Here is a 23,280-nt window from a genome sequence, read left to right on the forward strand (position 1 = left end):
AGGGACTCCACACTTCCGTCCCAGCGTTTCAGCCAGAAATATATATATGAACGTGATTTATTGTATTTTCTGCTCGCTCGGCTCACTCCATATTTCTTTGCGTAATTCATTAAGGATTGACGAAACTTCATATCTTGTGTTATACTATTCATGAGAGATAGGCTTCCTTTCTGATTTGAATTTGGTGTGGTAACTTTATTTTATCAGATTTTTGTCTATCTCTCTTTTCTTTTTTCTTAATTTTGTCCAATATCTATTGTAGCACTACAATAAAGCATTCGACATTTTGAAAATTTGACTTGATTATTATTTAAAAATGTGTTAAAATTAAACTATAAGTAAATTTGTATTTTTTTTAAGATATTATGAGAGGAATTTATATGAAGTACAGACTTTTATACAATAAGATCACAGTAGTGGCTCTTTCGGCGATGTTGTCGCTGAGTGCTGTATCATGCGGTAAGCTTGACGCGAGCAAGCTTGACGGAAACGCTTTGACAGTGACCGAAACCGAGAGCAAAGCTGAAGTCAAAAAAACTGAGGACAGCTCCAGCAAAAAAGAGGTCGAGGTGAATGAAGAAGAAAAGGAACAGCCAAGCTACACCTGCTCGCTGGTTTGCGTAGGTGACAACCTTATACACGACAATATTTATAATGAGGCGCTAAAGCTTGGCGGTGGTGAAAAATATGATTTCACGCAGGCTTATGAACACGTTACAAAGTACATAGAAGGCACTGATGTGGCTATAATCAATCAGGAAACGCTTGTTACAGACAGCGTGGAACCACAAAGCTATCCTATGTTCGCATCGCCAACTGCTGTGGGCGACAAAATAGTTGACATGGGCTTCAATGTGGTTTCTATGTCAAACAATCATGTTCTCGACCAAGGCGAAGAGGGGCTTATAAGCTCTCTTGATTACTGGGACACAAAGGGCATTGTGCATTACGGTGCTTATCGTTCGCAGGAGGACGCTGACACTATCAAGACCATGGAAGTCAACGGCATAAAATTTGCTTTTCTGGGATACATGGAGCACACAAATGGTAATTATCTCAGCGGTGACGGTGCTCAGGTGATATATCTTGATGAAGAGGACAAGATAAAGGCTCAGATAGAAGAGGCTGACAAAATGGCAGACGTTGTTGTGGTTTCATGTCATTACGGCACAGAGATACAGAACGAGCTTAACGAACAGCAGACGGAGATAACGCCTAAGCTTGTGGAGTGGGGTGCTGACCTGATAATAGGCACGCAGGCGCACACTATCAGCACTTGCGGATATCTTGACAAGCCTGAGGGCGGACAGGCGTTCGTTTACTACGGTTTGGGCAACTTTATTTCCACTATGTATGACACAAAGTCGCTTGTAGGACTTATTGGCAAGCTTAATGTTGTTAAAGACCCTGACACCAATGAGGTGACATTCGAGAACGTTAAGGCGATACCGATAATATCGCACTTTGAGGGTGATTCATACTATGGCGATTGGTACAACTGCACTGTTTATCCTTATGCGGAATACACTGATGAGCTGTTTGCCAAGAATTATGTAGAGGGCTTCACTCGTGAGAGCGTGCAGCAATGCTTGTCTTACATACCTGATGAGTTTCTTAGTATTGAGTAGTCGGGGCAATATGTAGGGGACGACGCCCTCGACGTCCCGTTTGCAAAATTGATAAAGAATATGATATTTCTGCGGACGACTTTTATGCCGTCCGCTTTTTTGGGGTATTGTGTAAAGGTTTACATATATCTTAATAAATTTATATAATGTAAATATCAATTCATGAAATGTTTACACTAAAATATGCTCAATCCATTAAAATACTTGCACATATCACTTTTTTACTATTGCAATTTAGGCAAATATGCTATAAAATATACATAAAGGGGGAGAAACGGACTTCCCAATAAAATTTTCATTTTTTTATATTCTGAAAACTACTTTAAATTTACAGGAGGGTTTATTACATGAAATTTGCTGACGGTTTCTGGCTCAACCAGAGAGGCTACGAAGTAAACTATGCAAATCAGGCTTTCGAGATCGAAGAGATCGAAAACGGATTCCTCGTTGTGGCAACACCTTTCGTTGTATACAACAGAGCTATGATGCTCGGAAGTGCAAACCTTGAGATCGCTTACACTTCAACTCAGGAGAACTGCGTAAAGGTAAGCATCACACACCACAAGGGTCATGTTGACAATGGTCCGCACTTTGTTCTCGAGGACAAGGGCTTCAAGCCACAGGTAACTGTTACAGACAAGGAAGCCGTACTTGTTACAGGCGACACAAAGCTCGTTGTTTCTAAAGAAAACTGGAGCTTCACATACTATTATAAGGATAAGAAACTCACAAGTGGTGGCTGGAGATCGACAGGCGTTATTTTTGAGAGTGCTTACAAGCAGCAGGCAAGACTTCAGACACAGCTCGACGACACATTCTGGAGCTACCCTGCCGATCCTACAAGAACATACATCAGAGAGCAGTTCGACACTTCTGTTGGCGAATATTTCTACGGTTTCGGCGAGAAATTCACAACATTCACTAAGAACGGTCAGAACGTTGAGATATGGAACGCTGACGGAGGCACTTGTTCCGATCAGTCTTACAAGTCTATCCCATTCTATCTTTCTTCAAAGGGCTATGGTGTATTTGTAAACAGCACTGACAAGGTTTCATATGAGGTTTGCTCTGACACTGTTTCTAAGGTATCCATGACAGTTCCAGGTGAGAGCCTTGAATACTATGTATTCGGCGGTGCTAACCTCACTGACGTACTCAAGGGCTACACTGACCTTACAGGCAAGCCTTCACTGCCGCCTGCATTCTCATTTGGTTTGTGGCTCACAACTTCATTTACAACAACATATGATGAGGAGACTATCACATCATTTATCGATGGCATGGCTGAGAGAGATATTCCTCTTCAGGTATTCCACTTTGACTGCTTCTGGATGAAGGGCTTTGAGTGGTGTAACTTTGAGTGGGACAAGTCACAATTCCCTGACCCACCTGCAATGCTCAAGAGACTTCACGAAAACAAGGGTCTGAAAACTTGCGTATGGATCAACCCATATGTTGGTCAGCGTTCAAAGCTCTTTGACGAGGGTATGAAGAACGGCTACTTCATCAAGAAAACTGACGGCTCTGTATTCCAGTGCGATGAGTGGCAGCCTGGTATGGCTATTGTTGACTTCACTAATCCTGAGGCTTGCAAGTGGTATGCAGGATATCTTAGAAAGCTCTGCGAAATGGGTGTTGACACATTCAAGACAGACTTTGGTGAGAGAATACCTACAAGAGATGTTGTTTACTATGACGGCTCTGACCCTATCAAGATGCACAACTTCTACACATATCTTTATAATGAGTGCGTATTCAACGTACTGAAAGAATATTTTGGAGAGAACAAGGCTTGTCTGTTCGCACGTTCTGCTACAGCAGGCGGTCAGAAGTTCCCTGTTCACTGGGGCGGAGATTGCTCAGGCAACTACAACTCAATGGCCGAGGTTGTAAGAGGCTGTCTGTCACTTTGTATCTCAGGCTTCGGCTACACTTCACATGACATGGCAGGCTTTGAAGCTACTGCTACACCTGACATTTACAAGAGATGGGCTGCGTTCGGTATGTTCTCATCACATTCAAGACTGCATGGTAACCAGTCATACAGAGTGCCATGGCTCTTCGACGAGGAGTCCTGCGACGTTCTGCGCTTCTTCACAAAGCTCAAGGGCAAGCTCATGCCTTATCTGTGGGCTCAGGCTATCAAGACACACGAGGTCGGCGTACCTGTAATGAGAGCAATGGTCATCGACTTTGCGGACGACCCAACTTGCCTGACGCTTGACAGACAGTATATGTTCGGCGACAACATTCTTGTTGCTCCTATTCTTAATGACGAGGGTATCGCTGAATACTATGTTCCAGAGGGCAAGTGGACAGATATTATCACCGGCAAGGTTCTTGAGGGCGGCAAGTGGTATAAGCACAAATGCTCATACTTTGAGATACCTGCTCTTGCTAAGCCAAACAGCATTATTGCATACGGCAACTTTGAAAGACAGATAGAGTATGATTATCTTGAGGGCACAACATTCACTATCTACGAGCTTGAAGACGGCAAGAGTGCAGTTTGCCCTATTTATGACACTGAGGCAAACAAGGTATTCGAGCTGACAGCTACAAGACACGGTAACAAGATCGAGTGCGAATACACTGACACAAAGGCAAGCTTCAAGATCGCTGTGGCTAACACAGACAAGACTGTTGAAATTGCTCCTAACTTCAGCGGCAAGGTCATCATTGAACTCTAATGACTAAATAAAACTATCGCTCCGAGAGATCGGGGCGATTTTTTTGCGTTCACACATAAAATCGGGGCAAATGAGGGTAAAAATTCTGTATATTTGCTCTTGAAGAAAATATGAGATCGGGGTATAATATAGATAGTACGATTTGAGGAGTAATTTTATGAAGTCAAGAATAAGAAGTGCTATACCGAAAAAGATAATCGGCATAAATATCAGTTCGCAAAAGCGTGATATCATTGAAGATATTGCTAAAAGCGAAAATGCGGAGGCTGTTTTCTTTGACAATGAGATAATGGGACAGCAGGTTGGATATCTTTGCGGTTTCAAGGGCTTTGTCAGGTCTGAGAAAGTGGGAGAGGATATTGCTGACGAATGTCTTATTTTTTCGGGCATTGACGGCAGGTCACTTGACCCTATACTGAAAAAGCTCAGGGAAAAAGAAGCTACGGTGAAGTTAAAAGCAATGGTCACAATGCATAATCAAAAGTGGAAGGTGGGCGAGCTTATAAAAGAGCTGAGGCGTGAACACATTTACATGAACGGAGGTGACAGAGATGAAAAGTAAATACAAGGCTATTATTTACATTATTCTGTCGGCTTTTTCGTTTGCATTCATGTTCGCATTTGTGCGGCTTTCGGGAGACTTACCGACGGTGCAAAAGACCTTTTTCAGAAACTTTGTGGCGTTGTTTTTCGCTATTGGAGTGCTAAAGAAAAATCACATACGCTTTCACATTGAGGGCAAAAAAAACAATGCGGTCATTTTTGTGAGGGCGCTTGCTGGCACGCTAGGAATGCTTGGAAACTTTTATGCCATAGATCATCTTGTGCTGTCTGACGCTTCCATGCTAAACAAAATGTCACCGTTTTTCGTTATCATTTTCTCTTTTATTTTCCTTAAAGAGCGGCTGACTTTCTTTCAGGGCTTCACTGTAATTTGTGCATTTATAGGAAGCTTGTTTATCATCAAGCCGAGTTTTCAGAATGTGGACTTCTTCCCTGCCCTTATTGGTTTTCTAGGAGGAATGGGAGCGGGACTTGCTTACGCTTGCGTAAGATACTTAGGACAGCATGGAGTAAATGGTGCGGTGATAGTTGCATACTTCTCGGGATTTTCCTGCTTGTTCACCCTGCCATTTCTAATATTAGATTTCCACCCTATGACGATTTTCCAAATACTTTGTTTATTGGGAGCTGGCGCAGGTGCGGCAGGCGGACAGTTCGCTATAACTGCGGCTTACACTCACGCTCCTGCAAGGGAGATATCGGTTTATGATTACTCGCAGTTGATTTTTACCACAATTTTGGGATATTTCCTTTTTGGAGATATTCCTGATGGCTGGAGCTTTCTTGGATATTTCATTATCATTGCAATGGCTGTGCTTGTTTTTCTTTACAACAACGTATGGCACAAGGACAGTGAGGTCAAGGGCTGAAAAAACATACAAAAAGAGCGTTTTTACCGAGAAAGTAAAAACGCTCTTTATTATTAATATTGTAGTTTAAGCTCCGCCTGCGATAAATCTCTTGAGATCCTGTGGGTTTACGCACTTTTCAAGCGCAACGTCCATGGAGATCGTTCTCGAACGAACGAGCTTTGCAAGCTCCTGATCCATGGTCTGCATTCCTGTTGCTTTACCTGTCTGCATAGCTGAACCGATAAGATGCACCTTATCGTCACGGATCATAGCTTTGATAGAGTCTGTTGCATTAAGAATCTCACAGCAAGCTACACGGCTTGTGCCGTCGAATGTACGGCAAAGTGTCTGAGTACAGATACCAACGAGAACGGAAGCAAGCTGAGTTCTGATCTGATGCTGCTGGTGAGCAGGGAAAACGTCGATGATACGGTCGATAGTTGACGGTGCGGACGTTGTATGAAGTGTACTCATAACAAGATGTCCTGTTTCAGCGGCGGTAACAGCAGCTTCGATAGTCTCGAAGTCACGCATTTCTCCTACGAGGATAATGTCAGGGTCCTCACGGAGAGCAGCACGGAGAGCAAGTGAGAAGCTCGGTACGTCAGGTCCGATCTCTCTCTGGTTTACCATACATCTCTTATGAGCGTGCATATACTCGATAGGGTCCTCAATAGTGATGATATGAGCTGATTTATGGATATTTACATGGTCGATCATTGCGGCAAGAGTTGTTGACTTACCTGAACCGGTAGGGCCTGTTACAAGCACAAGTCCACGAGGTCTCATTGAGAACTCTGCAAGGATAGGTGGCAGGTCAAGGTCGGTAAGGGTCGGGATATCGTTTCTCAAAAGACGGAGAGCGATGGCCGTGTTTCCTCTCTGACGATACACGTTTACACGGTGACGGAAACCTCTTGAAGATACATATGTAAAGTCGGTATCAATATGGTCTTTGATAGACTGACGCTGCTTATCTGTACACATATCCTCGCATATTTTGAGAATTTCGATCTCGGTCATATCAGGATATGAGGAAAGCTTTCTCAGGTTACCGCCCTGTCTAACTATCGGCGGAATACCTACGGTGAAGTGCAGGTCGGAACAGCCAAGGGCTCTTGCTTCATCAAGAATTTTGTTAATGTCGATTGCCATTAGAATTTACCTCCATATATTTCTTTTTTATACAGCATATGTTACACGGATAAGTTCGTCCATTGAGGTCTTGCCTTGCTGAACAAGCTCTGAAACGTTGTCACGAAGCAGATGACAGCCCTCTTTCTTTGCAAGCTCCTGAATTTCGTCAGCTTTTGCTCCCCTTGTGATAAGAGCCTGCATAGACGGTGTTGCGAGAAGGATCTCATGGATAGCGGTTCTTCCTTTATATCCTGTGTTATTGCACTTTGGACAGCCACATGGGTCGTACACCTGTACTGAATGGTCAAGACCCATAAGCTCGTTTTCTTCCTCAGTTGACATTCTAGGCTTTTTGCACTCAGGGCAAAGCACCTTTGTAAGACGCTGAGCAACAATACCGATAAGTGAGGTTGCGACCATGTATGCTTCAACGCCCATATCCACAAGTCTTGTTACAGTAGAAGCGGCGTCATTGGTATGAAGTGTTGACAGAACAAGGTGTCCTGTAATAGCGGCACGGATAGCGATTTCAGCAGTTTCAGTATCACGCATTTCTCCGACCATTATGATGTCAGGGTCCTGACGGAGGATAGAACGAAGGGCTGCACCGAATGTCATGCCTGCCTTTTCGTTGATCTGGCACTGGTTTACGCCCTCTATCTTCTTCTCGACTGGGTCTTCGACAGTGATAACGTTGTTGCTTGGTTTGGATATTTCGCCAAGTGCGGCGTAAAGTGTGGTAGATTTACCTGAACCTGTAGGGCCTGTTACAAGGACAACTCCCTGCGGCACTTTCAGGCACGCCTCAAATCTCTTATAGTTATAATCTGTCATACCCAGGTCGGTAATTTTTCTCAGTGACATATCGCCTGTTGCGAGGATACGGAGAACGACTTTCTCACCGTACACCATTGGAAGGTTAGATACACGAAGGTCGAGAGTTGTGCCGTCAACGACCTGTGACATACGGCCGTCCTGCGGGATACGCTTTTCTGCGATATTCATACCGCTCAAGATCTTGAAACGGGTAACAAGCGAAGTATGAAGTGCGGCGGAAAGGGTCATAAGCTCGATAAGGTCGCCGTTTACACGGATACGGATAACGGTTTTATCCTTGAATGGCTCGATATGTATATCCGTTGCGTCCTGACGCTGGGCGTTCTCGACGATAGCGGTAGCAAGTTTAACAATAGGAGCGTTCTCGATTCTCTCCTCGGAGATATCCTTGAGTTCTTCAAGGTTAAGCTCTTCCTCTTTTTGCTTTGTAGCTTCGTCAACAACGGAGTTAACCTGACCTTCTGAGTACATCTTACCGATTGCACGGTTGATAGATGACTTTGTGGCAAGGACAGGTGTTATGCTGCAGCCTGTGATAACACGGAGATCCTCGAAAATATAAAAGTTGATAGGGTCATTAGTTGCAACGGTCATACGCTTGCCTATTTTGCTGACTGCAATGACGTTATACTTTCTTGCAGTTGCCTCCGGTATCTTCTTGACTATATCAGGCATAAGCTCAGTATTATCAAGGTCGATATAGGACACATTCAGTCGCTCGGCGAGGACCTGACAGAACTGAACATCGGTAACGAGCTTCATGTCAATAATGACATCACCAAAAAGTCTTCCCTTTTGCTCCTTCTGTTTGGCAAGGACTTCCTGAAGCTGTTCTTCAGTTATAAGACCTTTCTGTACCAGATACTGACCGATAGGGCCGTTTCTCATATATATTACTCCAATCCTCCGCATTGATTTAGGGATCCGACGCTGCGGAAACGTCTGCTGCGGTGCAAAAACCGCAAAAAAATCATATTATCTATTGTAATCTTCATGAAAGTATGATAAAATTAATATATTAACTAATGAATCCAAAGGAGGATCACTGTGGATAATTTAACCTTATCATACATAATCATTTATGTATTTGTGTTCATCTTCGGAGCGTGCATAGGCAGTTTTCTTAACGTCTGCATATACCGATTGCCGAAAAATGAAAGTCTTATCAAGCGAAATTCTCACTGTATGACTTGCGGTGAGCCGATCAAACGGCGTGACCTGATACCGATAGTAAGCTGGTGCATACTTCGTGGAAAGTGTCGAAGCTGCGGTGCAAAGATATCGGCAAGATACACTATAGTTGAAACGCTGAACGCACTGCTCTACTTATGGGTATTCTACCATTTTAATGGAATTTTCAATCCGCTTCGTGCAGCACTTGTCTGTCTGTTATTCTCTGCTCTTATCGTTGTATTCTTCATGGACTGGGACACTCAGCTTATCAACACATATGTGGTGATATTCATAGGTTTGCTTGGTGTTGCGGAATACATCTTCTGCAAAGATCAGACGGGACTTACGCTTAAGTCACACTTGATCGGATTTTTCATTGTGAGCGTGCCTTTGCTTATTATTTGTCTTATCACACATGAGAAAGCAATGGGCATGGGAGATGTATATCTCATGGCAGCCGCAGGGCTGTTTCTCGGAATGCAGGGTGCTTTGGTAGCTCTTCTTATCGGACTGATAACAGGCTCAATCGGTGGACTTATCCAGAAGCACCGCAGTGGTGATTCAGTATTTGCATTTGGTCCATATCTCTCCATAGGAATTGCTGTTGCAGCTTTGTACTCAGAGCAGATCGGTTCATGGTACATGGACTTTACTGGTCTTAACGAGATGATGAACGAAGCAATGCTGATAATAAGATAATTGCACAAATTCCGCAGTTTGATACTGCGGAATTTTTTTGCTCAAAAAATCCTCTTAATAGAAGTTTTCTGTTAAGGGGATTTTTTCAGCAAGGCTGTACAATAATATACAGCCGCTGAAAACTAAAATTTATGATGGATCACTAGTATAAAGCTTATCATCTTTAAACCAGTATTCATATTCTCCACCATTATTGGTTAAATTTACAGTAGCACTGGTCCAACCTATCTGAAGATTAATAGTATCACTGTAGAAAAGTATTTCCAAATCCGTACCAACCTTTAACTGATCATTCATATAACTGCCCCAATATGTTGAAGTACGAATAACCTGACCTGTCACCTCGAAATCAACAGGATTACCACTGCATACAATATGATTACCATTTGAAGGCTTGGTGAGAATATGAACCTTTATTCTCGATGAACCACTAGGCAATGTTGGTTTATCCTTGAATTGTGCTACAAAAACAGTGTCAGATGTTATAGGGGTAGAACTGATATCATCACTCTTACCCTCTACAACCCACTTATCAAATATTTTTGTTGTATCTGACGGAACAGGGATAGCACCTGGATAAGTTGCATACTGTCCATCAGAAACATAAATAGTTGAGGCATTTATTAAAGAACCATTTAATTTAAACTCAACCTTATGCTTGTTCTGTACAACTGGAACGAAAACAACTGAGCTATCTGTAATAGAAACATCAGTAAGACCCTTTGACGTATCTGATTTGTATACCCACTTAACAAAATCCTGTTTTATAGTATCCATGTCAGTTGGAATTCCCGGGTCATTTGCAAAGTCGCCATCATAGACTTTTGTTGTTGTAAATGTAGAACCGTTGATATTCTCAAACGTTACATTAAATTGGGCTTTCGGTGCAACAGGCGGATAAACACAGGAGAATACCATATCCTTATTTATTGTTACGCCTGTTGTAAAATCAGCAACGTTATTCTTGCTGTCTACCCAATAAGGCGTGCCATAACCTGTTCTTGATGACATAGAAGGTGGAGCTTTATAAACTGTACCCGCCTTGACAGACTTAGTATCTATCTGTTTACCACGAAGCGTTGGTTCAGGGTCGCTTGCAGAGTAGATAAACTTTACACTGTATGTTTTTGAACTTGAAACTGTTGTCTTATCGTAGAAAATATAAGTATATGTGTTTGAAGCGTCAAGGCTGTAATACTTTTCCTGCTGAGCTGTGCAACCTGCAGGAGCAGTAGTTGCCTGAGGATATGTGACATAATCAGGAGCTACAGAGAAATCTTTATAGTCATTAACATTGTATGAATCGCCTTCATCTATGTTAATATTTGTGAGATTTACTGCTGCGTCCTTTTTATACTTTGTTTTCGTAAAAGTATAGCTTCCGTTCTCATATGTTGGCTGATAGGCTGTAAGAGAAACGTCGAGAGTATACATTTCCTCAATTTTGCTGATACTTGCACCGATATCAAACTTATAATTGTCGTAAAAATCAACGCCTCTTGCAACAGCAGAATTATTAAAGTTTAAGCCCTCTGTATTTACCTTACCTACATTGAGGATACAGCCTTTTGCACCCATTCTCTTTGCGGCTGTATCCGTGTCATTGCCTGAATAGTTTTTCAGACTATAGCCACGAAGATTATTATTATCAATAACGATACAATTTGAATAGGTCACACCGCTTGCACCGATAGTACCAGAGGTTGAAACATCAGGCACACCAATATAATCTTTAAGCACAAGAACATTGGTCGAATATCTAAGCTCATCATCAAGATAGTCTATAAGACCTGAACCTATGACATTGCTTTCCATTGTTGCATCAGCGTCATGATAAACGTTATTTGCAGGTTTAATCATATTAAGGATAGCTCCGAGGATCACGCCGAAAATCGTTACCACAACGATAAGCTCAACAAGGGTAAAACCCTTGCGGTTTTTATTCATTTTCAAGATCCTCCCTCCTTATGGTGTTGATTGTGCATCGTCATATTCAGCCTGGTTTTTGTAATCAGAACCACCCATATAATGGATAACTACATAACCTGTAGCTTTACCTGACGCATCTTTTTCAAGATAATGGTCAAAGGTCGCATCTGTGATCTTAAATGCAGCTGCATCGGCTGTTGGAGCGCTGCTGTAAAGATCAGATGACTGTGAGAAGCCGAAATAATCGCTTCCTGTTACGCCTGAAAGCACAACGCCAAACTGCTGATTTCCACCGTCACCGATAGGGATAAGAAGTGAATTTCCTGATGAGTTATTATTTACATCAAAGAACTTTCCGCCTGTAAGCTCAGGCGTAAGAGCATAGAAATCCATATCTGCCCCTGAATTGTTATAAAACTTTACCCAGTAAACGCTCTTTTCAGGATTAGGCGTAATGTTTATATCCTTACCCTGAAGAAATTTGAGCTGATAGCCTGCGTCTTCATCAATATTATTAAGCTTTGCTTTAAAGCCATAGGCAGTAGTATTGAACTTTATGCCACTTCCAAAGTCTGCCTCAAGGGCAAACTCATTTGTAGTTTTGCCGCTTGAAGAGAACTTGTTTACCTTCAACTCATTCATATTGACGGTCTTGTTATCATTATACTGCTCGGCATTTACTGCCTGAGTATACATTTCATTGTTGCGGTAGTAGTTTTCAAGATTCTGTCTTTTTGCCGCTACAGCAACTGTAACAAGCATAGCTGACATACCTGACAAAAGTGCCATTGCTATGATGACCTCTACAAGAGTCATACCCTTTTTATTTTTGCTGTTCTTTTTCATGAGTATACTCCTTTCAATTAATAGTGATCATATCTGTCAAGAGTATATCCGAATGCTGAATCGTCCTTACCGCCCTTCGCATTCTGCATTACAGAAGTAGTTGAAGGCTTAGTGTATACATAGAACGCTGTATTGGCGTTACCAAAGCTGTTTGCGATAACTACACCGACTGCACAGCACTGAACGGTCATTTTTCCGCCTGCTGAGTCTGTAACATTAAGTCCACTAAGACCACTTGTTGCTATATTAACCATTGCTTCTGGTGAGTAGAATGAACCCTGGAAGAAACTGTTGTTTGTGGCGCTAAGCGTTGTGTTCTCAGCAAATAAGAAAATGATACTGCTGTTTGATGGTCTGTAAGAGCCTGCAACGTCCACTGATGTTGGATTAAGGATGAAGCTGCTCTGTGGAGCACCAGGATTACCCTTAGTATTTTTTAGTGTATCAGAGTTATACATACGAACATAAGTGTCATAATCAAATATTTTCAAGCCACTAAAGTTATAGTTACATGCGCTTGAACCCGAATGCTTGGACTTGCCTGTTACTGAGTCGATACCATTAAGTGTAATAGCACTGCCTGAGTCTGAAACAAAATAGCAGTTGTATTTTCTGTCACCTGTAGTTGTATCAATTATAGTTGAACGATTTCTGACAACTATAGTTGGAGACCAGCTTGAATCAAGACTAAGACCATTTTGAAGTCTTATAACAATATCGCCTGAAGAATCAGAAACATCAACGAGGATCCTTGAACCATTGCCATAATCATTGAACGAAAGATCAGATGCCCATGTACAGCTTGATGTTATTCTCAATTTGTAGCGGCTTGTAACTGGAGTCTTAGCTCCTGTTCCTGTAAGGTCTATTGGCTCAGTAAGCGTGTAGTCAACATTATTCCAATAGCTTGGATCGCTTGCAAAGGTATTGAAAGTTTTAGTGTTTGAGCCATCATAGAAAGCCTGATATTCATCAGAGATCGTTGTCACATTAGTATCACTGCTCATGAAGAAATCTTCCGGATAATATACATAGGCATCAGCAGATACAGGTATCTGTGGCTTTGCATCACGACCTGCTTTGCTAAGAACAGCTCCTTCATGAATATTTGAAGCCTGGCAGACGATCTTATCTTTACCCGTGATAGTGCCGGTAACATAAACAGAGCCTGTTACCTTAAGTGACTTTGTGACATTAAGATCACCCTCGACATAGAGAGAGCCATTGATCGTCTGACCAGCTGCACCAAATGTTGCATCGCCATTATAAGCACCTGCGCCCTTATAAACGTAGAAGTTACCATACTGTGTATAGTCATTTCCGCCAATGTTAGCTTCACAACAGAACAAATCGACATCAAAACCTGATGAACCAACGTCCATATGGTTTGAAGTGGAAAGCTTCTGACCGATATTAACATAGTTATATCCGTCTGCTCTTGCCATTGTAGAGTTAATGTGGAATTCATTTGAAACATCAAGGTTTTCAGAAATTGTAACAGTTGAACCCTGCTTTTCATCTACAAGACTAGGCTTGAGCATGATAAGAGGCTGAGTTGAAACCTCCAAAGAACCATACATAAGATAAGAACCATAGATACTAGTATTGTTTGTAAATCTATAGACCTTACCAGTGGTATTATTGATACCAGCCATATCACCGATAACGTTAAGGTTATCGTAACCTGCGCCGCCGTTACCAACAAGCTCGATTGTATTTGTATACTCGGCAGGCTTTGTAACTGACTGCGTGGAAATATGAGCTGCTACCTTTTCAGTTTTTCCCAGATAAGTAGTTTCACAGGTAACAACGATATTTGCAACACTTGTACCCTCCTGTGCTACAGTTATCTTTGTGGTACCGATATTATCGCTTTTACCATTTGATCCATTATAGCTGACATTAGTAGTTGTACCCTTTCCGCTATTAGCACTTGCTAGCTTTTTAAGGTTATCTATGGCCTTTTTCTGCTGAGCCTTTGCAGTAGGGTCATTGGTTGGAGCAGTATCAGTTTGTATCTGATTAATAAAGCTTTCAAGAGTAGATGAAGCTGTCAGATAAGCCTGTTTGCTCTTATAGTTATCATTTGTTTTTGTCCTATTTACCGAAACAAAAGAAACAGTTGCAGTCAAAAGTATTGACAGCATGAGCATGACAGCAACCGCTGTGAAAAGCACGACTCCGGGTTTGTTTCTTTGTTTCCTCTTCGGAGTATTCTTCATATTAACCACCTTTCTTAGTTTTATTATCACTTATGCTATACTTTTTTCATTTTACACAGGTTGATTACTTATATAAAATTTTTAATCATTATATAGCACTAATTGGTAGGATAAGAAATATTCCTTATCCTACCAAATAGTTTTCTCTTAGCTGGCAGAAGGATCAGCAAGCTTCTTCAAAACGTACATATTGAGTGTCATTGTACCGGAGATCTCGCTTTCGTTGACATTCTCAATGTTAACATTCTGGATAACCATGCTCTTTTCGTTGTTTGTCGTCAGGTTGTCAGCAAAATTCTTGAAACCTGAAAGCGAGCTTTTGAACTGAATGTTAAGGCTATAGTAACCTATTGTCTGTGCAGCTGTTTCATTGGTATCAGCGGCATTTTCATCTGTGTTTGCATCTGCAGGTGATGAATCAGTTGTGCTTGCATTATTGTATTCATCTACCTTAGTGTCAAAATCAGTAGCTGCTGCTGTTGACTCATAAGCAAAAGGCGAAAGAACTGTGCTGCCGTATGATGAAATAGTCATATTGGAGTTTTTGATCTTTACATCATCAACATTAAAAAGCTCACGAACCTTATCAGTAGCCTTGTATGCTACCTGATAATCATAGAAGTTAGCTGCGACCTGTGAGGTGCTTGTATAAAGTGTCTGAATCTCAGCGGCAAGGTTCTTATCCTTGTCTACCTGATCTTCAAGCTCGCTGAGCTGTACCTTTGCTGACTCCAGATCACTGCTTGCCTGACTACACTCATCAATGGCAGGCTTAATAAAAAGCATAAAACCTGCAACAATTATAAGCAGTACAAATACTACTATCAAAATCATTTTATCACGATAATTCAACTTCATAATTATTCACCCTCGCCCTCTTCTTTAAGATAAAGTGTCAGCGAATCAAGCGTTACGCCTGAGCTGCCGTCTTCACCGATCGAATATCCGTTGTATCCTACATCTTCCTGGAAGAGTCCTGTACCTACAAGGGCATCGATTGCTGTTTTTACATCTGACTGATCATCAAGCTCAACCTTAGTAAGTGTTACTGTACCAGCTTCAAGGTTATATGTAAAGCCTTCATACTTGAAAGAACCAAGAGCTTCCTTGATATCGTCAAACATCTCACTTGACACGACCGGAAGTGTTTCAAGAGCTGCATTTGCTGATGTAACATAGTTTGAATAATCCTGCATGATCTTCATCTTATTGTGAAGTATCTGGTTCTGGGCGATCTTCTCATTGCAAACAGCTATCTTATCATTAGTCTTGTCTATATCTTTCTCGATAGAACTCTTCCTGAGATTAATAACAAGTGTTGCACCTGCGATAAGCACTGCGGCTGCCGCAGCGAAGATACCGCCTGTCATGAGCAGCGAACCCATTCCGCTGTTGCCGCCCTTACCTGTGGACTGATCGACTTCAAGAAGGTTGATCTTCTCTGTTGCCTTGTTTCTCTTGTAGAGAGCACCGATAGCATTAGCGAATACTGTAAACTCGAAGTTCTCGAAACCTGTGATCTGAGCAGGCACACCGAGAACGGAAGCCTTTATATCAAGACCGTCAAGAGCGTCAACGAGTTTGATGTAGTCCTCAATAAAGCCATAGAGAATAACATTTTCAAGTCCTGAACCGCCTCTTGCCTTATTGAACTGCTCCATTCTGAAGATGTTCTCGTTAAGAGCTTCAGTGATATAATCGTCAGAATCATAATCTTCTTCTGAGATAGGAACGTATCTGGCGAATGCCATCTGTCCATTCTCAAAAAGTGTAAGACCAAGGAAGTTCTTATCTATCTGGCAAACCAACAGTGGCATTTTCTCCATGTTGGACTTGTCAGCAAGAACGATTCTTGCGATAGAGTTACATCCGATGTTAACAGATCTGAGGTTCATGCCCATAATGTTATAAAGCTTTCTGTAGCTTTCAACTATCGTACTAGGGCAAGCTGTTGCAAGTACCTTCACCGCACCAGGATTATCCTCACCTGCTTCACCTACTACTGTATATGAGATAGAATACTCATCTGTGATACCCATTTCCTGGCTCATATGGTTCTGTACCATAAGCAGGAACTCATTACCCTTTGCCTTTGGAACTACAAGCTCCTTGAATACGATGTTGCTCGATGAAAAAGTAACGATAGCGTCCTTATCCATCATATCCTCAGCCTTGATCTGAGTGAGCAGTAACTCAGACAGACCTGAAAGGTTGATGACCTCACCATTAAGGATCATATCCTCAGGAATGTCTACCTGCAAAGATCTCTCGATCCTTATCTTGTTAGAGGAGTTATCACCTTTAACAATGTTGATTTGTCTATCAGAAATATCAAATGATAGCATTTATTCCTTCACCTCTTAAATTATTTTTCAAAACAAATATCTTCCCTCTCCATTTTAAAGGAGAGGAGATATTTAAAATTAACGAACATAAAATGCAGACCCTTAGTTTTCCAGACCTGACAATGAACCGTAGAGCAGTGGGAAGATACCCGCAAGGCAAAGACCGATCGCAACACCCATGAACACGATGAGCAATGGTTCCATAAGTCCTACAAGTCTTGTAACGGCTGCGTCTGCTTCTTCCTCATAGTAGTCAGCAGTTTTCTCAAGGATCTCATCGAGAGCACCTGATTCCTCACCGACATAGATGATGGAAGTAAACATTCCTTCAAATATCTCTGTTTTTGCAAGTGACGCTGAAAGCGGTGCGCCCTGCTTAACTTCATCAACTACCTGAATGAACATCTTATCAACATAAGCATTTCCAAGTATTCTTGACGAACGTTCAAGACACTCTACCATTGGGATACCGCTTGAATAAAGTGATGAAAGAGTTCTTGCGAAACGACCCTCGTAGATCTTTACCATAAGCTTTCCGGCGGCAGGCATCTTTATCTTTATGTAGTCAAATTTAAGTCTGACTGACGGTACTTTCAAGGCGTATATCCAACCGAATATCAAAACAACGACCACGATAAGAATGATATACCATTTTGCCTTGAAAAAGTCACTGAATGAGAAGAGAGCCTTAGAAAGTGCAGGCATCTGATCCTCTGGCATAAGACCTGCGAATATAGGCATGATGAACGTAAACATACCGATTACCATGACGATACAAAGAACGCCAAGTATGATAGGATAGGTCATCGCACTCTTTACCTTATTGTTCAACTTGTTTGAGTTTGCATAGTAATCGCTCAGACGCTGCATTGTCATATCGAGCGTACCTGAGGTCTCACCTGCGTCTACCATTGAGATGAAAAAGTCCGGAAAGCTTCCTCTTCTTGTATCGAGGGCCTCGGTAAAGCTCTGACCTTTCTGAACATCGTCATAAACGCTTCTCCAAACATCCTTTGCACCCTTATTCTCCTCTTCCTTATAGAGAATGTCGAGCGCTTTAACAATGGTAAGACCCGATGTCATCATTGCCGCAAGCTGACGGCAGCAGAAAGCAAGTTCCTTAGTATTGAACTTGTGCACAGATTGTTTGCCTGCACCGCCCAATGCTTCTGTATAACTTATACAGAAAAGACCTTGTTCGTGGATCTTGTCCAGTACTTCCTGTGCATCCTCAGCCTCATAGATACCCTTTATGGTTTTTCCCGAGGTATCCTTAGCAACATAGGAAAATTTCTTCATAATATGTAGATACACCTCCACTTATTTATACATTTTGTGCATTCATAACAAAAAACTTTAAAAATACACAAAACGCATTTTTATAATTATAACATTATTTTCATCTTTTCGCAAGTGATTGAGTGCTTTTTAAGCGTTAATTTGTTTACAAAATAATCTTCACAAATTTATCGAATTTGTACAAATAGAATAATTAAACTAACATTTTAAATAATATTTAACATTCAAAGCGAGTTCATACAGATTTCTGATAGTAAATACTCTTATTTATGTTCAAATAATACAATTTATACTTTATTATCTGTCTTGTCCGCACTAAAAGATTTCATACTTTTGAGAATGACAGGATGCTTATGAACATACACTTTATAGGCTATCAGATAGAAACAATAGGACGCTGCAAGAAGAAGTCCTATGCCGATGATCACGCTTACAAGGTAGTTCATGCCCACGCCTTCATTCAGCCATATACACGGATAATAAAGCACCTTATAGAAGATATCTCCCTTGCCCTCCTGACTGAATGAATCCCTGAATATTGCAGGAATAAAATACACTAGGAGCATAAGAAGATACACTATTGTAATATTGACCCAGCTCCAATTTTCATATGCGGCATGGCGTTTGCCGTCGTCATAAAAAAGTCTCAGGAAAAATATAAGAATGACAGCAAAGCCTATAAATGAGTCTACATTACTATTTGTCATAAAGCTTTTGAAAGCAGATGTGCTTGACGGAAAGACCGTAACCAGAGCCGGTATCAGCACAATGCCTGCAAAGGCTGAAAACAGCGTAAGAACGATCATTATCCCAATTCTCGACAGAATGTACTTTAAAAATTTTATTGCCTCCATAATTACCTCCGCTTTATTCTTTTACTTATAAAGTCTTTATGCTTTACATCTCATATTACACGATAAAGTTTTCAAACTTTACATCTTTCAATTATCTGACATAGTTTTATCAAAGAGTTTATCCACAAGCTCTCTTAGATACATATTTTCTGTACGCTCAAGTTTAGGGTCTGCGTTTCTGATAAGCTGTGCGGCTTCCTGTGCTTTTCTTAGTATATCCATATCCTGTGACATATCCGCTATCTTCAATGCAGGAAGGCCATGCTGTCTGCTTCCGAAAAAGTCACCGGGACCTCTGAGTTTAAGATCTTCCTCAGATATCTTAAAGCCGTCGTTAGTCTTGCCCAAAATTTTAAGTCTTTTCACGCTTTCCTCATTCACGTTGTCTGTAATGAGGATACAACTTGATTTATATTTACCTCTTCCCACACGGCCACGAAGCTGGTGAAGCTGGGAAAGGCCAAATCTGTCAGCATTTTCTATTACCATTATTGCCGCATTAGGCACGTCAACTCCTACCTCCACAACTGTTGTGGAAACGAGCAGGTCTATTTTATGCTCCTTGAAGTCGTTCATGACCTGTTCTTTCTGAGCACCGCTCATTCTGCCGTGAAGAAGTCCCACAGTGTAATCTTTAAACGTGCCCTGAGAAAGCTTTTTAGCATAGGTCTTAACGTCCTGCAAGTCCATATCACTTTCCTCTATCATTGGACAGACTATATAACCCTGTCTGCCCTCGTCAAGATATTTTTTCACATAGTTAAAAGCACGCTCGCGAAGCTTTCCTGTAACGGCATATGTTTCAACGGGCTGTCTGCCCTTAGGAAGCTCTTTCAGTACAGAAATATCAAGGTCGCCGTATATCATAAGGGCAAGAGTTCTAGGGATAGGCGTGGCTGACATAACAAGCTTATGGGGATTTTCACCCTTTGAAGCAAGTGCCGCACGCTGTTCAACGCCAAAGCGGTGCTGCTCGTCTGTTATGACAAGGGCAAGCTTTTTGAACTTCGTTGTCTGCTGAACAAGAGCGTGTGTTCCCACTGCAACGGCGTATTCACCGTTTTCAAGCCCCTCTTTCACAAGCTTTTTCTGTTTTGCGGTCATAGAGCCTGTGAGCAGTGCCACCTTTACGCCAAGCGGTTCAAGGAAGCCTTTGAGTGTCTCGTAATGCTGTTCTGCAAGTATCTCAGTAGGCGCCATAAGTGCGCTCTGGCAGCCATTTTCATACACAAAATATGCCGCTCCTGCCGCAACTGCGGTCTTGCCCGAGCCAACGTCGCCCTGAACGAGTCTGTTCATAGGCTGCTCTTTCTGCATATCTCTGATACAATCCTCTATGGCGGTTTGCTGGCTGTTTGTAAGGATAAAAGGCAGAGCGTTATAAAAGCTGTCCATATCCTGCGTTTTCAGCACAAAGCCGCTTTTTTCACGGCTTCGGCTTTTCATAAGCTGCATACCAAGCTGCAAAACAAGAAGCTCGTCAAAGACAAGGCGATTTTTCGCAAGCTCGCAGGTGTGCATATCTTTTGGAAAATGTATATTCTCCAAAGCATATTCAAGAGAACAGAAATTATACCTTTGCATTATGCTTTTTGGCAGCGGCTCATAGATATTCTTATTAAAAACATTCAGGGCGAGCCTTACTGTTTTTCTGAGCATTTGCTGACTAAGACCCTCTGTGAGGTGATATACAGGCTGGACTTTATCTTCCGTATCGGCAGAAAGTATCACAGGAGAATTTATCTCTTTTCGCACAAGGTTTCCTGTTATCCTGCCGCAGAGGTAATACTCTTTATCCACTTCAAGCTGTTTATACATATACTCGCTGTTATAGATAACTATTACAAGGTCGGTGACGTCATCGGTAAAAATGACTTTGTACACTGACAGACCCTTTCTAATACGGGCTTCAGGGAGCTTTTTAACTACTCTGCCCTTTACTATGCAAGGCTCGTTAGTTGGTGCGTCGGCTATGGGAACAGGCGAGGTATAGTCAATATAACTTCTTGGATAATGACAAAGCAGGTCATATACTGTCTTTACGCCTAATTTCTCATAACATTCGGCACGTTTTTCCCCAACGCCTTTTAGATACTCTATTGGTTTTTCAAGATCTTTTAACAAATCCTCACCACCTGTCAGCTTTTACTTCACTTAATACGATTATATCATACATCACATAAAAGGTCAATGACTTTTATTCAAATCATACATATTTACGCCATTTTCCTTGCACGTTTTGCATTTTTACACAAAAAAAAGAACAGATGAAAAAAATCATCTGTCCTTGATAAAAACTATATGTTATTATATTTTCTCGCCAAACTCAGAATACTCAATAGAAGCTCTGATGAAATCTCTGAACAGAGGATGCGCTCTGTTTGGTCTTGACTTGAACTCTGGGTGGAACTGAACACCAACGAACCATGGGTGTACATTCTTTGGAAGCTCTACTATTTCAACAAGCTTTTCGTCAGGTGAAAGGCCTGCAAGCATAAGACCCTTATCTTCAAGAAGCTTTCTGTATTCATTATTGAACTCCCAACGGTGACGATGACGCTCACGGATAAGATTCTGTGGTGCTGAATAGATCTCAGCACATCTTGAATTGTCTGCAAGCTTGCATGGATAAAGGCCAAGTCGCATCGTGCCGCCCTTTTCTGTGATATCCTTCTGTGAATCCATTATATCTATAACAGGATATGGAGTGTCACCAAACTCGGAAGAATTTGCCCCTTCCAGTCCTGCAACGTGTCTTGCAAACTCAACAACAGACATCTGCATACCGAGGCAGATACCGAACATTGGTATCTTATGTTCTCTTGCATATTTGATAGCTTCGATCATGCCCTCGATTCCTCTGTCACCAAAGCCGCCCGGTACGATTATACCGTCGCAGCCGTGGAGCATTTCAGCTACAGTGTTCTCATTGAGATTTTCAGACTGTATCCACTTGATATCAACTTCTGCGCTGTTCTCAAAACCGCCGTGACGGAGAGCTTCTGCTACGGAAAGATAAGCGTCCTCAAGCTCAACATACTTGCCAACAAGACCGATAGCTACTTTCTTGTTACAGCTATGAACTCTGCCTATCATTTCCTGCCACTCTTTAAGGTCTGGCTGTCTGCACTCAAGCTTAAGATGATGACAAACAACATCTGCAAGGCCCTCTTTTTCAAGCCAGAGAGGCACTTCATAAAGCGATGGTGCTGTAAGATTCTGTATAACGTCCTCTGCTCTTACGTTGCAGAAAAGACCTATCTTCTGCTTCATATCCTCAGGTATCTCCATTTCAGAACGAAGAACAAGGATATTAGGCTGGATACCGATAGAAAGCAGTTCCTTTACGGAATGCTGTGTAGGCTTTGATTTAAGCTCCTTTGAGCCCGAGATATAAGGCAGCAGGCACACATGTATAAATACAGAATTTTCTCTTCCAAGCTCGATAGAAGCCTGTCTGATAGCCTCGAGAAATGGTGTGGACTCGATATCGCCAACTGTTCCGCCGATCTCTGTGATAACTATATCTGTGTCAGTTGATTTGCCTACTCTGTAAAGACGATCCTTTATCTCATTGGTGATATGAGGAACGACCTGAACTGTGCCGCCAAGATAATCTCCTCTTCTCTCCTTATTAAGAACTGTCCAGTATATCTTACCTGTGGTAACATTTGAATTGATAGAAAGATTTTCGTCGATAAATCTCTCATAGTGACCAAGATCAAGGTCAGTTTCCGCACCATCGTCAGTTACGAAAACCTCACCATGCTGATAAGGTGACATTGTGCCTGGATCGACATTTATATACGGGTCAAATTTCTGAATGGTAACGCTGTAGCCCCTTGCTTTTAACAATCTTCCCAGTGACGCAGCGGTTATGCCCTTTCCAAGACCTGATACTACACCGCCTGTTACAAAGACATATTTTGTAGGCATATCATTTCTCCTCCATATATCAAAAATAAAACACAAAAAAATCAGGTGAGATCATGTGGACACAACTCACCTTTTCGCTCTTACTAATATCATAACAAATTTTTATACAAAAGGCAAGTGTTTTTTCTATTTTTCTCTGAATTTTTTATAAATTATCAAATAGCTGCAATAATCTCTTGTAAAATTGTTATAAATTAAAGCGGTTTTATTTGATTTTATAAAAATTGATGTAATTTTAAAGTCAAATTCGTACGAAATTTATGTTGTAAT

Annotated in this window: 16 protein-coding genes; 5 read left to right on the forward strand and 11 right to left on the reverse strand. The window is 41.6% G+C overall.

Annotated elements, in window-relative coordinates:
• Window positions 1–380 precede the first annotated feature (380 nt).
• The 4 genes from WS40_RS07220 to WS40_RS07235 all read left to right on the forward strand — a co-directional run bounded on the left by WS40_RS07220 (window position 381) and on the right by WS40_RS07235 (window position 5,751).
• Window positions 381–1,628 (forward strand): CapA family protein, encoded by a 1,248-nt coding sequence (locus WS40_RS07220; protein WP_046441433.1) that lies wholly within the window; start codon window positions 381–383, stop codon window positions 1,626–1,628.
• Window positions 1,629–1,975: 347 nt separating this feature from the next.
• Window positions 1,976–4,318, forward strand: a complete 2,343-nt coding sequence (yicI, locus tag WS40_RS07225; protein WP_046441435.1) for an alpha-xylosidase — start codon at window positions 1,976–1,978, stop codon at window positions 4,316–4,318.
• Window positions 4,319–4,475: 157 nt separating this feature from the next.
• Entirely contained in the window at window positions 4,476–4,880 is a 405-nt protein-coding gene (locus WS40_RS11515) for a DUF3783 domain-containing protein (RefSeq protein ID WP_195220298.1), read from the forward strand.
• Window positions 4,870–5,751 (forward strand): DMT family transporter, encoded by an 882-nt coding sequence (locus tag WS40_RS07235; protein ID WP_022286805.1) that lies wholly within the window; start codon window positions 4,870–4,872, stop codon window positions 5,749–5,751. Before WS40_RS11515 ends, WS40_RS07235 begins: the two co-directional genes overlap by 11 nt.
• A gap of 66 nt (window positions 5,752–5,817) precedes the next feature.
• Here WS40_RS07235 and WS40_RS07240 read toward each other — a convergent pair whose 3' ends face one another.
• Both WS40_RS07240 and WS40_RS07245 read right to left on the reverse strand, forming a co-directional pair.
• Complete coding sequence (locus WS40_RS07240) at window positions 5,818–6,888, reverse strand: type IV pilus twitching motility protein PilT (RefSeq protein ID WP_022286804.1); 1,071 nt, start codon at window positions 6,886–6,888, stop codon at window positions 5,818–5,820.
• Between the two features lie 27 nt (window positions 6,889–6,915).
• The gene (locus WS40_RS07245; protein ID WP_041337287.1) at window positions 6,916–8,595 is read right to left on the reverse strand and encodes a GspE/PulE family protein; all 1,680 of its coding nucleotides are present in this window, start codon (window positions 8,593–8,595) and stop codon (window positions 6,916–6,918) included.
• 159 nt (window positions 8,596–8,754) lie between these two features.
• Here WS40_RS07245 and WS40_RS07250 point away from each other — a divergent pair, with 159 nt between their 5' ends.
• Window positions 8,755–9,579: a prepilin peptidase gene (locus WS40_RS07250; protein WP_022286802.1), complete on the forward strand. Its 825-nt coding sequence runs from the start codon at window positions 8,755–8,757 to the stop codon at window positions 9,577–9,579.
• 129 nt (window positions 9,580–9,708) lie between these two features.
• Here the strand turns inward: WS40_RS07250 and WS40_RS07255 are convergent, their stop codons facing one another.
• From WS40_RS07255 to WS40_RS07295, 9 genes are all read right to left on the reverse strand, one after another.
• Window positions 9,709–11,526: a type II secretion system protein gene (locus tag WS40_RS07255; protein WP_046441438.1), complete on the reverse strand. Its 1,818-nt coding sequence runs from the start codon at window positions 11,524–11,526 to the stop codon at window positions 9,709–9,711.
• A gap of 18 nt (window positions 11,527–11,544) precedes the next feature.
• A complete protein-coding gene (locus tag WS40_RS07260) occupies window positions 11,545–12,354 on the reverse strand; it encodes a type II secretion system protein (protein ID WP_046441440.1) in 810 nt (269 codons plus the stop codon).
• Window positions 12,355–12,371: 17 nt separating this feature from the next.
• Window positions 12,372–14,576, reverse strand: coding sequence for a hypothetical protein (locus WS40_RS07265; RefSeq protein ID WP_046441442.1), 2,205 nt, complete (start codon window positions 14,574–14,576; stop codon window positions 12,372–12,374).
• A gap of 147 nt (window positions 14,577–14,723) precedes the next feature.
• On the reverse strand, window positions 14,724–15,434 hold the full coding sequence (gene gspM, locus WS40_RS07270) for a type II secretion system protein GspM (RefSeq protein WP_046441444.1): 711 nt from the start codon (window positions 15,432–15,434) through the stop codon (window positions 14,724–14,726).
• A gap of 2 nt (window positions 15,435–15,436) precedes the next feature.
• Window positions 15,437–16,921 (reverse strand): pilus assembly protein PilM, encoded by a 1,485-nt coding sequence (gene pilM / locus WS40_RS07275; RefSeq protein WP_022286797.1) that lies wholly within the window; start codon window positions 16,919–16,921, stop codon window positions 15,437–15,439.
• A 102-nt stretch (window positions 16,922–17,023) separates the two neighbouring features.
• On the reverse strand, window positions 17,024–18,220 hold the full coding sequence (locus tag WS40_RS07280; protein WP_046441446.1) for a type II secretion system F family protein: 1,197 nt from the start codon (window positions 18,218–18,220) through the stop codon (window positions 17,024–17,026).
• Window positions 18,221–18,507: 287 nt separating this feature from the next.
• On the reverse strand, window positions 18,508–19,074 hold the full coding sequence (locus WS40_RS07285; protein WP_046441448.1) for a hypothetical protein: 567 nt from the start codon (window positions 19,072–19,074) through the stop codon (window positions 18,508–18,510).
• Window positions 19,075–19,161: 87 nt separating this feature from the next.
• Window positions 19,162–21,198 carry an ATP-dependent DNA helicase RecG gene (gene recG, locus WS40_RS07290; RefSeq protein ID WP_302413618.1) on the reverse strand — a complete coding sequence of 679 codons (2,037 nt, stop codon included), beginning with the start codon at window positions 21,196–21,198 and terminating at the stop codon, window positions 19,162–19,164.
• A gap of 183 nt (window positions 21,199–21,381) precedes the next feature.
• A complete protein-coding gene (locus WS40_RS07295; RefSeq protein WP_046441452.1) occupies window positions 21,382–23,010 on the reverse strand; it encodes a CTP synthase in 1,629 nt (542 codons plus the stop codon).
• Window positions 23,011–23,280: the final 270 nt, after the last annotated feature.

It is taken from the genome of Ruminococcus sp. N15.MGS-57, from assembly GCF_000980385.1.
Taxonomy (GTDB): domain Bacteria; phylum Bacillota; class Clostridia; order Oscillospirales; family Ruminococcaceae; genus Hominimerdicola; species Hominimerdicola aceti.

Coding starts and splice junctions, on each gene's coding strand:
- WS40_RS07220 (WP_046441433.1), top strand. CDS start 381: ATGAAGTACAGACTTTTATACAATAAGATCACAGTAGTGGCTCTTTCG.
- yicI (WP_046441435.1), top strand. CDS start 1,976: ATGAAATTTGCTGACGGTTTCTGGCTCAACCAGAGAGGCTACGAAGTA.
- WS40_RS11515 (WP_195220298.1), top strand. CDS start 4,476: ATGAAGTCAAGAATAAGAAGTGCTATACCGAAAAAGATAATCGGCATA.
- WS40_RS07235 (WP_022286805.1), top strand. CDS start 4,870: ATGAAAAGTAAATACAAGGCTATTATTTACATTATTCTGTCGGCTTTT.
- WS40_RS07240 (WP_022286804.1), bottom strand. CDS start 6,888: ATGGCAATCGACATTAACAAAATTCTTGATGAAGCAAGAGCCCTTGGC.
- WS40_RS07245 (WP_041337287.1), bottom strand. CDS start 8,595: ATGAGAAACGGCCCTATCGGTCAGTATCTGGTACAGAAAGGTCTTATA.
- WS40_RS07255 (WP_046441438.1), bottom strand. CDS start 11,526: ATGAATAAAAACCGCAAGGGTTTTACCCTTGTTGAGCTTATCGTTGTG.
- WS40_RS07260 (WP_046441440.1), bottom strand. CDS start 12,354: ATGAAAAAGAACAGCAAAAATAAAAAGGGTATGACTCTTGTAGAGGTC.
- WS40_RS07265 (WP_046441442.1), bottom strand. CDS start 14,576: ATGAAGAATACTCCGAAGAGGAAACAAAGAAACAAACCCGGAGTCGTG.
- gspM (WP_046441444.1), bottom strand. CDS start 15,434: ATGAAGTTGAATTATCGTGATAAAATGATTTTGATAGTAGTATTTGTA.
- pilM (WP_022286797.1), bottom strand. CDS start 16,921: ATGCTATCATTTGATATTTCTGATAGACAAATCAACATTGTTAAAGGT.
- WS40_RS07280 (WP_046441446.1), bottom strand. CDS start 18,220: ATGAAGAAATTTTCCTATGTTGCTAAGGATACCTCGGGAAAAACCATA.
- WS40_RS07285 (WP_046441448.1), bottom strand. CDS start 19,074: ATGGAGGCAATAAAATTTTTAAAGTACATTCTGTCGAGAATTGGGATA.
- WS40_RS07295 (WP_046441452.1), bottom strand. CDS start 23,010: ATGCCTACAAAATATGTCTTTGTAACAGGCGGTGTAGTATCAGGTCTT.